Annotated in this window: 10 protein-coding genes and 1 pseudogene; 7 read left to right on the top strand and 4 right to left on the bottom strand. The window is 51.0% G+C overall.

Going from position 1 to position 13,218, the window contains the following annotated elements:
* The first annotated feature begins 1 nt into the window (after position 1).
* The 7 genes and pseudogenes from sdhB (at position 2) to A9180_RS11320 (ending at position 9,421) form a co-directional block, all read left to right on the top strand.
* A complete protein-coding gene (gene sdhB / locus A9180_RS11355) occupies positions 2-718 on the top strand; it encodes a succinate dehydrogenase iron-sulfur subunit SdhB (RefSeq protein ID WP_064528883.1) in 717 nt (238 codons plus the stop codon).
* Positions 719-1,037: 319 nt separating this feature from the next.
* Positions 1,038-3,839 (top strand): 2-oxoglutarate dehydrogenase E1 component, encoded by a 2,802-nt coding sequence (gene sucA, locus A9180_RS11345; RefSeq protein ID WP_064528881.1) that lies wholly within the window; start codon positions 1,038-1,040, stop codon positions 3,837-3,839.
* Positions 3,840-3,853: 14 nt separating this feature from the next.
* On the top strand, positions 3,854-5,068 hold the full coding sequence (odhB, locus tag A9180_RS11340) for a 2-oxoglutarate dehydrogenase complex dihydrolipoyllysine-residue succinyltransferase (RefSeq protein ID WP_064528879.1): 1,215 nt from the start codon (positions 3,854-3,856) through the stop codon (positions 5,066-5,068).
* Between the two features lie 364 nt (positions 5,069-5,432).
* Entirely contained in the window at positions 5,433-6,599 is a 1,167-nt protein-coding gene (sucC, locus tag A9180_RS11335) for an ADP-forming succinate--CoA ligase subunit beta (RefSeq protein WP_001048608.1), read from the top strand.
* Positions 6,599-7,468 carry a succinate--CoA ligase subunit alpha gene (gene sucD / locus A9180_RS11330; RefSeq protein WP_064528877.1) on the top strand — a complete coding sequence of 290 codons (870 nt, stop codon included), beginning with the start codon at positions 6,599-6,601 and terminating at the stop codon, positions 7,466-7,468. Before sucC ends, sucD begins: the two co-directional genes overlap by 1 nt.
* A gap of 472 nt (positions 7,469-7,940) precedes the next feature.
* Positions 7,941-8,246 (top strand): annotated as a pseudogene (locus tag A9180_RS22950) (aromatic amino acid lyase); the annotation flags it as partial.
* Positions 8,247-8,515: 269 nt separating this feature from the next.
* Entirely contained in the window at positions 8,516-9,421 is a 906-nt protein-coding gene (locus tag A9180_RS11320) for a LysR family transcriptional regulator (protein WP_064528873.1), read from the top strand.
* On the opposite strand, the gene A9180_RS25015 is transcribed toward A9180_RS11320, so the two are convergent.
* From A9180_RS25015 to A9180_RS11305, 4 genes are all read right to left on the bottom strand, one after another.
* Positions 9,355-9,543, bottom strand: coding sequence for a hypothetical protein (locus A9180_RS25015; RefSeq protein ID WP_404825906.1), 189 nt, complete (start codon positions 9,541-9,543; stop codon positions 9,355-9,357). The genes A9180_RS11320 and A9180_RS25015 overlap by 67 nt on opposite strands.
* Before the next feature lie 46 nt (positions 9,544-9,589).
* Positions 9,590-11,245: a class I fumarate hydratase gene (locus A9180_RS11315; RefSeq protein ID WP_074399533.1), complete on the bottom strand. Its 1,656-nt coding sequence runs from the start codon at positions 11,243-11,245 to the stop codon at positions 9,590-9,592.
* A 287-nt stretch (positions 11,246-11,532) separates the two neighbouring features.
* Positions 11,533-11,850 (bottom strand): DUF4387 domain-containing protein, encoded by a 318-nt coding sequence (locus A9180_RS11310; RefSeq protein ID WP_064528869.1) that lies wholly within the window; start codon positions 11,848-11,850, stop codon positions 11,533-11,535.
* Positions 11,847-13,217: an acyclic terpene utilization AtuA family protein gene (locus A9180_RS11305; protein WP_064528867.1), complete on the bottom strand. Its 1,371-nt coding sequence runs from the start codon at positions 13,215-13,217 to the stop codon at positions 11,847-11,849. Before A9180_RS11305 ends, A9180_RS11310 begins: the two co-directional genes overlap by 4 nt.
* Position 13,218 lies beyond the last annotated feature (1 nt).

Genomic DNA, 13,218 nt, shown 5'->3' with positions numbered 1-13,218 from the left:
AATGAGACTCGAGTTTTCAATTTATCGCTATAACCCGGATGTTGATGATGCTCCGCGTATGCAGGATTACACCCTGGAAGCGGATGAAGGTCGCGACATGATGCTGCTGGATGCGCTTATCCAGTTGAAAGAGAAAGATCCCAGCCTGTCGTTCCGCCGCTCCTGCCGTGAAGGTGTGTGCGGTTCCGACGGTCTGAACATGAACGGCAAGAATGGTCTGGCCTGTATTACCCCGATTTCGGCACTCAACCAGCCGGGTAAGAAAATTGTAATTCGCCCGTTACCTGGTTTACCGGTTGTCCGCGATTTGGTGGTAGACATGGGACAATTCTATGCGCAATATGAGAAAATCAAGCCTTACTTGTTGAATAATGGGCAAAATCCGCCAGCTCGCGAGCATTTACAGATGCCAGAGCAGCGCGAAAAACTCGATGGGTTGTATGAATGTATTCTCTGCGCATGCTGTTCAACCTCTTGTCCGTCTTTCTGGTGGAATCCCGATAAGTTTATCGGTCCGGCAGGCTTGTTAGCGGCGTATCGTTTCCTGATCGATAGCCGTGATACCGAGACTGACGAGCGGCTCGACGGTTTGAGCGATGCATTCAGTGTATTCCGCTGTCACAGCATCATGAACTGCGTCAGTGTATGCCCGAAAGGGCTGAACCCGACGCGTGCCATCGGCCATATCAAGTCGATGTTATTGCAGCGTAATGCGTAAGCCCCAGGCCTGATAAGACGCGTAGGCGTCGCATCAGGCAACCAGTGCCGGATGCGGCGTGAACGCCTTATCCGGCCTACATAGCTACACGTCATTACCCGTAGGCCTGATAAGCACGGCGCATCAGGCGTAACAAAGAAATGCAGGAAATCTTTAAAAACTGCCCCTGACACTAAGACAGTTTTTAAAGGTTCCTTAGCGGACGCAGAAAACACGACAAGTCCGCAACAAGTGAACCCCGGCACGCACATCTGATGTGAAATGTGCGTGGTAGTATCCACGGCGAAGTAAGCATAAAAAAGATGCTTAAGGGATCACGATGCAGAACAGCGCTTTGAAAGCCTGGTTGGACTCTTCTTACCTCTCTGGCGCAAACCAGAGCTGGATAGAACAGCTCTATGAAGACTTCTTAACCGATCCTGACTCGGTTGACGCTAACTGGCGTTCGACGTTCCAGCAGTTACCTGGTACGGGAGTCAAACCGGATCAATTTCACTCTCAAACGCGTGAATATTTCCGCCGCCTGGCGAAAGATGCTTCACGTTACTCTTCAACGATCTCCGACCCTGACACCAATGTGAAGCAGGTTAAAGTCCTGCAGCTCATTAACGCATACCGCTTCCGTGGTCACCAGCATGCGAATCTCGATCCGCTGGGACTGTGGCAGCAAGATAAAGTGGCCGATCTGGACCCGTCTTTCCACGATCTGACCGAAGCTGACTTCCAGGAGACTTTCAACGTCGGTTCATTTGCCAGCGGCAAAGAAACCATGAAACTCGGCGAACTGCTGGAAGCCCTGAAGCAAACCTACTGCGGCCCGATTGGCGCCGAGTATATGCACATTACCAGCACCGAAGAAAAACGCTGGATTCAACAGCGTATCGAGTCCGGTCGCTCGACGTTCAACAGCGAAGAGAAAAAACGCTTCTTAAGCGAACTGACCGCTGCTGAAGGTCTTGAACGTTACCTCGGCGCAAAATTCCCAGGCGCAAAACGCTTCTCGCTGGAAGGCGGCGACGCGTTAATCCCGATGCTCAAAGAGATGATCCGCCACGCTGGCAACAGCGGCACCCGTGAAGTGGTTCTTGGGATGGCGCACCGTGGTCGTCTGAACGTGCTGGTGAACGTGCTGGGTAAAAAACCGCAAGACTTGTTCGACGAGTTTGCCGGTAAACATAAAGAACACCTCGGCACGGGCGACGTGAAATACCATATGGGCTTCTCGTCTGACTTCCAGACCGATGGCGGCCTGGTTCACCTGGCGCTGGCGTTTAACCCGTCTCACCTTGAGATTGTAAGCCCGGTAGTTATCGGTTCTGTTCGTGCCCGTCTGGACAGACTTGATGAGCCGAGCAGCAACAAAGTGCTGCCAATCACCATTCATGGTGACGCCGCAGTGACCGGGCAGGGCGTGGTTCAGGAAACCCTGAACATGTCGAAAGCGCGTGGTTATGAAGTTGGCGGTACGGTACGTATCGTTATCAACAACCAGGTCGGTTTCACCACCTCTAACCCGCTGGATGCCCGTTCTACGCCGTACTGTACTGATATCGGTAAGATGGTGCAGGCGCCGATTTTCCACGTTAACGCGGACGATCCGGAAGCCGTTGCCTTTGTTACCCGTCTGGCGCTCGATTTCCGTAACACCTTTAAACGTGATGTCTTCATCGACCTGGTGTGCTATCGCCGTCACGGCCACAACGAAGCCGACGAGCCGAGCGCAACCCAGCCGCTGATGTATCAGAAAATCAAAAAACATCCGACGCCGCGCAAAATCTACGCTGACAAGCTGGAGCAGGAAAAAGTGGTGACGCTGGAAGATGCCACCGAGATGGTTAACCTGTACCGCGATGCGCTGGATGCTGGCGATTGCGTAGTGGCAGAGTGGCGTCCGATGAACATGCACTCCTTCACCTGGTCGCCATACCTCAACCACGAATGGGACGAAGAGTACCCGAATAAAGTTGAGATGAAGCGCCTGCAGGAGTTGGCTAAACGCATCAGCACGGTGCCGGAAGCGATTGAAATGCAGTCTCGCGTTGCCAAGATTTATGGCGATCGCCAGGCAATGGCTGCTGGTGAGAAACTGTTCGACTGGGGCGGCGCGGAAAACCTCGCTTACGCCACTCTGGTTGATGAAGGCATCCCGGTTCGCCTGTCGGGCGAAGACTCCGGTCGCGGTACGTTCTTCCACCGCCACGCAGTGATCCATAACCAGTCTAACGGTTCCACTTACACGCCGCTGCAACACATCCATAACGGTCAGGGCGCGTTCCGCGTCTGGGACTCCGTTCTGTCTGAAGAAGCAGTGCTGGCGTTCGAATACGGTTATGCCACTGCAGAACCCCGCACTCTGACCATCTGGGAAGCGCAGTTCGGTGACTTCGCTAACGGTGCTCAGGTGGTTATCGACCAGTTCATCTCTTCTGGTGAACAGAAGTGGGGCCGTATGTGTGGTCTGGTCATGCTGCTGCCGCACGGTTATGAAGGACAGGGACCGGAACACTCCTCCGCGCGTCTGGAACGTTATCTGCAACTTTGCGCCGAGCAAAACATGCAGGTTTGCGTACCGTCGACCCCGGCACAGGTTTACCACATGCTGCGTCGTCAGGCGCTGCGCGGGATGCGTCGTCCGCTGGTGGTCATGTCGCCGAAATCGCTGCTGCGTCATCCGCTGGCAGTTTCTACGCTGGACGAATTGGCGAACGGCACCTTCCTGCCGGCCATCGGTGAAGTCGATGAACTTGATCCGAAAGGCGTTAAACGTGTAGTGATGTGTTCTGGTAAGGTTTATTACGACCTGCTGGAACAACGTCGTAAGAACAATCAACACGATGTCGCCATCGTGCGTATCGAGCAACTCTACCCGTTCCCGCATAAAGCGATGCAGGAAGTGTTGCAGCAATATGCTCACGTCAAGGATTTTGTCTGGTGCCAGGAAGAGCCGCTCAACCAGGGCGCATGGTACTGCAGCCAGCATCATTTCCGTGAAGTGATTCCATTTGGGGCTTCTCTGCGTTATGCAGGCCGCCCGGCCTCCGCCTCCCCGGCGGTAGGGTATATGTCCGTTCACCAGAAACAGCAACAAGATCTGGTTAATGACGCGCTGAACGTCGAATAAATAAAGGATACACAATGAGTAGCGTAGATATTCTGGTCCCTGACCTGCCTGAATCCGTAGCCGATGCCACCGTCGCAACCTGGCATAAAAAACCCGGCGACGCAGTCGTACGTGATGAAGTGCTGGTAGAAATCGAAACTGACAAAGTGGTACTGGAAGTACCGGCATCAGCAGACGGCATTCTGGATGCGGTTCTGGAAGATGAAGGTACAACCGTAACGTCTCGTCAGATCCTCGGTCGCCTGCGTGAAGGCAATAGCGCCGGTAAAGAAACCAGCGCCAAATCTGAAGAGAAAGCGTCCACTCCGGCGCAACGCCAGCAGGCTTCTCTGGAAGAGCAAAACAACGATGCGTTAAGCCCGGCGATCCGTCGCCTGCTGGCTGAACACAACCTCGATGCCAGTGCCATTAAAGGCACCGGTGTAGGTGGTCGTCTGACCCGTGAAGATGTGGAAAAACATCTGGCGAAAGCTCCGGCGAAAGACGCTGCACCAGCAGCAGCCCCGACTGCTCAACCGGCACTGGCTGCACGTAGCGAAAAACGTGTACCAATGACTCGTCTGCGTAAGCGTGTGGCAGAGCGTCTGCTGGAAGCGAAAAACTCCACCGCCATGCTGACCACGTTCAACGAAGTCAACATGAAGCCGATTATGGATCTGCGTAAGCAGTACGGCGAAGCGTTTGAAAAACGTCACGGCATCCGTCTGGGCTTTATGTCCTTCTACGTGAAAGCGGTGGTTGAAGCCCTGAAACGTTACCCGGAAGTGAACGCGTCTATCGACGGCGATGATGTGGTTTACCACAACTATTTCGATGTCAGCATGGCGGTTTCTACGCCGCGTGGTCTGGTGACGCCGGTTCTGCGTGATGTCGATACCCTCGGCATGGCAGACATCGAGAAGAAAATCAAAGAACTGGCAATTAAAGGCCGTGACGGCAAGCTGACGGTTGAAGATCTGACCGGTGGTAACTTCACCATCACTAACGGCGGTGTGTTCGGTTCCCTGATGTCTACGCCTATCATCAACCCGCCGCAGAGCGCAATTCTGGGTATGCACGCTATCAAAGATCGTCCGATGGCAGTGAATGGTCAGGTTGAGATCCTGCCGATGATGTACCTGGCGCTGTCCTACGATCACCGTTTGATCGATGGTCGCGAATCTGTGGGCTTCCTGGTAACGATCAAAGAGTTGCTGGAAGATCCGACGCGTCTGCTGCTGGACGTGTAGTAGTTTAAGTTTCACCTGCACCGTAGACCGGATAAGACATTATCGCCTTCTCCGGCAATTGAAGCCTGATGCGACGCTTGCGCGTCTTATCAGGCCTACGGGGACCACCAATGTAGGTCGGATAAGGCGCTCGCACCGCATCCGACAAGCGATGCCTGATACGACGCTTGCGCGTTTTATCAGGCCTACGGGGACCACCAATGTAGGTCGGATAAGGCGCTCGCACCGCATCCGACAAGCGATGCCTGATACGACGCTTGCGCGTTTTATCAGGCCTACAGGTGACCGACAATGCCCGGAAACGATACGTCATATTCGGTCTACGGTTTAAAAGATAACGATTACTGAAGGATGGACAGAACACATGAACTTACATGAATATCAGGCAAAACAACTGTTTGCCCGCTATGGCTTACCAGCACCAGTGGGTTATGCCTGTACTACTCCGCGCGAAGCAGAAGAAGCCGCTTCAAAAATCGGTGCCGGTCCGTGGGTAGTAAAATGTCAGGTTCACGCTGGTGGCCGCGGTAAAGCGGGCGGTGTGAAAGTTGTAAACAGCAAAGAAGACATCCGTGCTTTTGCAGAAAACTGGCTGGGCAAGCGTCTGGTAACGTATCAAACAGATGCCAATGGCCAACCGGTTAACCAGATTCTGGTTGAAGCAGCGACCGATATCGCTAAAGAGCTGTATCTCGGTGCCGTTGTTGACCGTAGTTCCCGTCGCGTGGTCTTTATGGCCTCCACCGAAGGCGGCGTGGAAATCGAAAAAGTGGCGGAAGAAACTCCGCACCTGATCCACAAAGTTGCGCTTGATCCGCTGACTGGCCCGATGCCGTATCAGGGGCGCGAGCTGGCGTTCAAACTGGGTCTGGAAGGTAAGCTGGTTCAACAGTTCACCAAAATCTTTATGGGTCTGGCGACCATTTTCCTGGAGCGCGACCTGGCGCTTATCGAAATCAACCCGCTGGTCATCACTAAACAGGGTGATCTGGTCTGCCTCGACGGCAAACTGGGCGCTGACGGCAACGCCCTGTTCCGCCAGCCTGATCTGCGCGAAATGCGCGACCAGTCGCAGGAAGATCCGCGTGAAGCACAGGCTGCACAGTGGGAACTGAACTACGTTGCGCTGGATGGCAACATCGGTTGTATGGTTAACGGCGCAGGTCTGGCGATGGGCACGATGGACATCGTTAAACTGCACGGTGGCGAACCGGCTAACTTCCTTGACGTTGGCGGCGGCGCAACCAAAGAGCGCGTAACTGAAGCGTTCAAAATCATCCTCTCTGACGACAAAGTGAAAGCCGTTCTGGTTAACATCTTCGGCGGTATCGTTCGTTGCGACCTGATCGCTGACGGTATCATCGGTGCGGTAGCGGAAGTGGGTGTTAACGTACCGGTAGTAGTACGTCTTGAAGGTAACAACGCCGAACTCGGCGCGAAGAAACTGGCTGACAGCGGCCTGAATATTATTGCAGCAAAAGGTCTGACGGATGCAGCGCAGCAGGTTGTTGCTGCAGTGGAGGGGAAATAATGTCCATTTTAATTGATAAAAACACCAAGGTTATCTGCCAGGGCTTTACTGGTAGCCAGGGAACTTTCCACTCTGAACAGGCTATTGCATACGGCACCAAAATGGTTGGCGGCGTAACCCCAGGTAAAGGTGGTACTACCCACCTCGGCCTGCCGGTGTTCAACACCGTGCGTGAAGCCGTTGCTGCCACTGGCGCTACCGCTTCTGTTATCTACGTACCGGCTCCGTTCTGCAAAGACTCCATTCTGGAAGCTATCGATGCAGGCATCAAACTGATTATCACCATCACTGAAGGCATCCCGACGCTGGATATGCTGACTGTGAAAGTGAAACTGGACGAAGCAGGCGTTCGTATGATCGGCCCGAACTGCCCGGGCGTAATCACTCCGGGTGAATGCAAAATCGGTATCCAGCCGGGTCACATTCACAAACCGGGTAAAGTGGGTATCGTTTCCCGTTCCGGTACACTGACCTATGAAGCGGTTAAACAGACCACGGATTACGGTTTCGGTCAGTCGACCTGTGTTGGTATCGGCGGCGATCCGATCCCTGGCTCTAACTTTATCGACATTCTCGAAATGTTCGAAAAAGACTCGCAGACCGAAGCGATCGTGATGATCGGTGAGATCGGCGGTAGCGCTGAAGAAGAAGCAGCGGCGTACATCAAAGAGCACGTTACCAAGCCAGTAGTGGGTTACATCGCTGGTGTGACTGCGCCGAAAGGCAAACGTATGGGTCACGCGGGTGCCATCATTGCCGGTGGGAAAGGGACTGCGGATGAGAAATTTGCTGCCCTGGAAGCCGCAGGCGTGAAAACCGTTCGCAGCCTGGCTGACATCGGTGAAGCACTGAAAACTGTTCTGAAATAAATATCTGTAATAAGAAATAGCCCTCGCCGCTTCCCTCTACAGGAATGGCGAAGGGCTGTCGGTTTCGACATGGTTGGCCATCTTATGATGGCCTTTTTTTATGCCTTAAACGTTACCACGGTTGAAATCTGACCGCAGGCAGCTTTCTGCTGGGCGTCGATAACCGCAGCAATATCCTTAAAGCGACAGGCGCTTCCTCACGATGTCATTTTGTGGAAAATGAAAATTCATATTCTCCATGAACCATATTTTAAAATTTTCTGTGCATACCTGTTTTTTCTGTTTCGAATTATCTCTCACGCTCCAATTTTTATTATTTTAAGGATAATGGGTAAATGGATCCTGACTGCGGGTCTGGGGTGCATGGGCGCGCACAACCGCTGGCGGTGACTCTGGCGGAAACTTGTTCATTAAATATCGAGTGACAGCAAAGTAGCATCGACTTTCGTCTGCGTACCCGTTACCTGTTTCTTTCGATATTCAACCCGTTGCCGGAGGTATTGAAGATACCGGTGCCAATAACGACCACGCGGCCAGAAGATTGAAACAGGTTGTCGATAATCTGAACGTGATTTATGGCATTGAACTGATGCATTCCGCACAGGCTCTCGATTTGCGGTTGCAGGCCAATCCACAACTGGCATTAGGAAAATCCACCAAAGCGATGTTTACCGAATATAGAAAAGTCGTGCCGTTTGTCGACCAGGATCGGGTCTTTACCCCAGATATTGCAGCTTCGCAAAAATTCTTAGAAGGATATGCTATAAATCAAAAATAAATTTTTTGTTGATTGTTTATCATAATATCCACAGATATGATAATTGCTATCAATTTAATAATCTTCACTTAACTCGAATCATAATAATCCGAAGGGCGCTTTGCTTTTCGGATTATTATTATCTGATTGAGAGAATTGTCACGCCGGGCTTGTGGGTTATAAATATCGTTCATGATTTTTATAAAATATTTATCGCTGCTTTGGTTGCCATTACTTAGCAATAAGTAATGATTTTTTGATAGTTTAAACTATTTTTAAGGGACGGCATTATGAGAGGAAAAATACCCAAAACGGAATTGCTGGTAACTTTTGAGGTAGTCGCACGCCATGAAAGTTATACCAGAGCGGCAGAGGAGTTAGCGTTAACTCAAAGTGCAGTATTCAGGCAAGTTAGCGCACTGGAAGAGTTTCTACATATATCATTATTTGCGCATTCTAAAAGAAGAATATTTCTTAATGATGCCGGAAAGCATTATCTGGGAATTGTTAAAGAAACATTGAATAAGCTTGAACGTGACACAAATACTATCATGACCTGGCAGCCTACGGTTCAGGTTATTGAGCTTGCTGTCAATCCGACTTTCAGTACGCACTGGTTGATCCCCAATTTACGTGAGTTCAATAAATTGTATCCCGATATTATTGTCAATATTCACTCATTGGCTAATAACGGGGATTTTCTGAATCGGGAATACGATGCCGTCATTATGCGTGAAAATTTTTGCGCGCCCTGGTCGGAGGTAGAATATCTCTTTGAGGAAGAGATCCTGCCGGTATGCAGCGGCAGTTTACTTTCACTTCCTGACCAAAAACTGTCTGTTGCAGAGCTATTAAGTGAGCTACCACTGCTGCATCAAAGTACCCGTATTACTGGCTGGGAAGAGTGGTTTGCATTGTCTGGCGTTAGTAGCCCGTTGGTGAATAACGGGCCACGTTTTGATTTACTTTCAATGCTGATTGCCGCCGTGCGATCTAATCTCGGTGTGGCGCTTTTGCCTCGGTTTGCAATTCAACACGATTTAGATAGCGGTGATATGGTGATCCCGTGTGATGTGCCTATTCGCACCGGCAATCGATTTATTATGACGTGGCGGGAAGAGAAGGCTGATTATCCGCACTTGCAACTCTTTCGTGAGTGGTTGTTTGCAAAATCGGTCGTACCGGAGGAGATGTAAAACCTGCGCCTGGCGAGATGCCAGGCGCAGTCATTACCAGTCGATACCTGGCTGTGCCTGACCGGGTGATTTGGCAGTGAAGCGTTCACCTCTTCAGTATCCAGAAAATGGTAAGCCAGCATAAAGGTCAGCTCATCCAGCACGACTAAATCGTAACGTTCACTTTCATTAATGCCCCGCAGGGCAAGTGGCGCAGCGGTGTTGCTGCTCAAACTGGCTAAAGAAATTATTGCCTTTATCATCCACCAGAATGAACGCGGGCAAGTTTTCAACCTCCATCATCCACACTGCTTCCATGCCCAACTCCGGATATTCCAGGCAATGCAGGCTTTTGACATATTCTTGCGCCAGTAACGCCGCCGCACCGCCGATACTTCCCAGATTAAAGCCGCCATGTTTGTGACAGGCATCGGTAACCTGCTGGCTGCGGTTGCCTTTCGATAACATCACCAGACTGCCGCCAGCGGCCTGGAAGGCGTCGACATAACCATCCATTCGACCGCCCGTAGTTGGCCCAAGAGAACCACAGGCCATATTTTCCGGTGTTTTCGCAGGGCCAGCGTAATAGACGATATGATGCTTCAGGTAATCCGGCATCGGTTCGCCGTTATCCAGTCGTTCTTTTATTTTGGCGTGGGCGATATCACGCTCCACCACAATGGGGCCGCTTAACGACACACGGGTGCCGATCGGTAATGTGGCGAGATCATGCATTACTTCACGCAATGGACGATTTAGATCAATCTGTACGTTATGTGCGTGATTTTCTTCCCGCATTGAGGCTGGAATATATTGCCCCGGATTATGTTCGAGTTTTTCCAGCCAGATACCGTGCTTGTTAATTTTGGCTTTAATATTACGATCGGCGGAACAGGAGAGCGCCATAGCAATTGGGCTGGAGCCACCGTGGCGCGGCAGACGAATAACACGAATATCATGAGCGAAATATTTGCCACCAAACTGAGCACCAATGCCAAATTGTTGGCTGGCGTCGAGTAAGGTTTTTTCCAGCTCAACATCGCGGAAAGCTTGTCCCTGCTCGTTTCCGCTGGTGGGCAGATTATCGTAGTATTTTGTCGACGCTAGTTTGGCGACTTTTAACGCCTGATCGGCAGAAAGTCCCCCGACGACAAAGGCGATGTGGTAGGGCGGACAGGCGGCAGTTCCCAGCGATTTCATTTTTTCGATTAAAAACGCAGTCAGTTTTTCTGGTTGCAGGAGAGATTTGGTTTCCTGGTAAAGCGCAGCTTTATTGGCGGAGCCACCTCCTTTATTGACACACAGAAAATGGTACTCGTCGCCGGGGACGGCGCTGATATCAATCTGTGCCGGAAGATTGGTTTGTGTATTGACTTCGGTATACATATCCAGCGGCGCATTTTGTGAAAAGCGCAGATTATTTTCCTGGAAAGTGGTGTAAATACCTTTGCTTAAGGCTTCGGCGTCATTGCCTCCGGTCCAGATGTGTTGCCCTTTGCTGGCGACAATGGTGGCGGTGCCGGTGTCCTGGCAGTTGGGTAATATCCCTTTTGCTGAGACTTCGGCATTGCGCAGTAGCTGCAAGGCCACATATCTGTCATTACTGCTGGCCTGCGGATCGTTCAGAATGCTGGCGACTTGTTGCAGGTGAGCGGGACGTAAGAAAAAAGAGGCTTCATAAAATGCCTCCCGGGCAAGCAACGTTAATGCTTCCGGGGCGACTTTTATCACTTCTTCGCCGTCTATTTCCGTTACTGTAATGTATTGATTGCTGATTAATTTATATTCCGTTGCGTCTTTATATTGTAAAAACGGTTCTTGCCAGATAAATGGTTTAGACATAATGTGTTCTCACATTGTGGTTATTTTTACCGAATGATAAGGCAGGCCTTTTTTCCCGCAGAGACTGGATGAGTTATATCACGTTGTCATTCGGTATTGACTTAAGTATTATTTAATTACGAGTGATTGTTTTATGATTTTTAGGGGAACGTAGGCCACTATTTATTCCTGCTGTGATAATATTGGCGCGCATCGTAATCTATTTTATTGATATGTTTAGATAAATGCACCTGACATAAATATCTGTGCAGGTACATTTATGGGATTGATAATCTAAACAGTATTAATTACTAAATATCAAAATGAATGCTTAATAAAGGGGCGTGCTGCTGCGCACCATAAACATCATTATCGCCCACATTCCCGGAGATGATATCTCGTGGCATGACGATTTTTACTGCATTAGAAGGATCAAACCAGACAATACGATGAATAAAGTCAGGTTCAACATGATATAAGTCAGCAATCAGTTCTGGGGTTAATTGCCCGGATGATTTAACGCGCTCATAGTTTTCTTTCGTTTTAAATAAAATATCTAACACCAGCTCGTACGGCCCGGCATTTTTCGAGCGGATAACCTGTGCCAGTGAGACAATAGACTGTTTCATGCCTGAACTCCTTCTGGCGTCACCTGTTCAATATGGAAATCAAAACGCAGTGCGTCGTTGGCTTCAATCAGGTGATAGATAGAAAACTCGTATACGGGGCCACTCTGGATATCAGAAGGGGAGAACGGGAACGCCAGGTTGCCCGCAGTGGCGATGCGATTTTCATAGCCATAGTGCAACATAGTGGAGCGCACCAGTGAGCAAACACTGTTGGCGATTTCTTGCGTCGGTGCGACCACATCCAGGACGATCCCCAGTTCATGTCCGGCAGTTTCCACGGGCTCGTGGTCGCCCATGACACCATTTTTACCGTACAGGTGGAATGTCATTCGAATACTGTCATCGGTCAGTGACAGGTTGCGCGTCACGCTGGCTTTGACCTCTTCAATGATTTTGTCGATCCCGGCGATCATGATTGGGTCGCGAGTGCCAGCGATGGTCAGGCAGCGGAAGCCCACCTGCCGCGCGCCTTCCAGCTTCAGTGCATATGGCGTTTCTTCATGCTTAGAACCGCTGACATAAACTTCACCGTCGTTCACGGCTTTGAAGGTGCAGCCTTTCAGATTCAGAACACCGCCAGGTCCCGGCAGGAAGTAGGGATCGGATTTCTCATACAGCGTGTGTGCCGCTGCTGACGTTTCGGTAAATTTACGCTGCGGATTAAATGTCTTTAGTGTAAAGCCGTTGTCATCAATGATGCCCATCGCACAGTCAGAGCCAGAACCGGGCGTTGCGGCGATTGCCGCGCACTCAAGAATTTTCCCACAATGCAGCGCCAGCCCTTCGTCAAAGCCTTGCATGATTGGTAGCGCGGCAAAACAGGCCGGATCATAAGCCCGGCCGCCCAGCACCACCTGTGCGCCTTCTTTCAGCGCCCGCTGGAAGGGTTCAATACCCATTTGCGCGACGATATAGGTACTTTCGTCAATCGCGTCGTGTGTTAACGGCGGGACAAAATCCAGTGCCGTGATTTTGCCGTTATCCAGCGCCTGGTGGACGATGGCTTTGTCAACGTCCGCCGGGATCAGCGCCATCGAGAACGAAAGTTTTTCCTCTTGCGCAATCTCGTGAATAATTTGACGACACCATTCAAGATGCGGGGCAGCACCAGAACCACCTGCCGTCCCGATCACCACCGGAATATTATTTTGTACCCCTGCGGTTATCATATAGCGCAGGTCGCGTTTAACCCCCGCGCGGTCGGTAAATGGCTTACCCGCCCCCAGATAGTGCGGTCCAGGATCGGAAGAACCGGCATCGACGGCGATCAGGTCGGGAGATTCCGCCATTGCTTTGCGGAAGCTCTCTTCAGGGAAGCCATAACCGAGGATTGCAGTAGGTGATAAGACTTTAAAAGAACGAGCCATC

The organism is Escherichia sp. B1147, assembly GCF_001660175.1.
Taxonomy (GTDB): domain Bacteria; phylum Pseudomonadota; class Gammaproteobacteria; order Enterobacterales; family Enterobacteriaceae; genus Escherichia; species Escherichia whittamii.
Note: the sequence above shows the minus strand (reverse complement) of the source record. Positions and strands in the feature narration are given on the sequence as shown.

What these genes read in the sequence shown, in the direction of transcription:
- sdhB (WP_064528883.1), top strand. Translation starts at nt 2, where the DNA reads ATGAGACTCGAGTTTTCAATTTATCGCTATAACCCGGATGTTGATGAT.
- sucA (WP_064528881.1), top strand. Translation starts at nt 1,038, where the DNA reads ATGCAGAACAGCGCTTTGAAAGCCTGGTTGGACTCTTCTTACCTCTCT.
- odhB (WP_064528879.1), top strand. Translation starts at nt 3,854, where the DNA reads ATGAGTAGCGTAGATATTCTGGTCCCTGACCTGCCTGAATCCGTAGCC.
- sucC (WP_001048608.1), top strand. Translation starts at nt 5,433, where the DNA reads ATGAACTTACATGAATATCAGGCAAAACAACTGTTTGCCCGCTATGGC.
- sucD (WP_064528877.1), top strand. Translation starts at nt 6,599, where the DNA reads ATGTCCATTTTAATTGATAAAAACACCAAGGTTATCTGCCAGGGCTTT.
- A9180_RS11320 (WP_064528873.1), top strand. Translation starts at nt 8,516, where the DNA reads ATGAGAGGAAAAATACCCAAAACGGAATTGCTGGTAACTTTTGAGGTA.
- A9180_RS25015 (WP_404825906.1), bottom strand. Translation starts at nt 9,543, where the DNA reads ATGCTGGCTTACCATTTTCTGGATACTGAAGAGGTGAACGCTTCACTG.
- A9180_RS11310 (WP_064528869.1), bottom strand. Translation starts at nt 11,850, where the DNA reads ATGAAACAGTCTATTGTCTCACTGGCACAGGTTATCCGCTCGAAAAAT.
- A9180_RS11305 (WP_064528867.1), bottom strand. Translation starts at nt 13,217, where the DNA reads ATGGCTCGTTCTTTTAAAGTCTTATCACCTACTGCAATCCTCGGTTAT.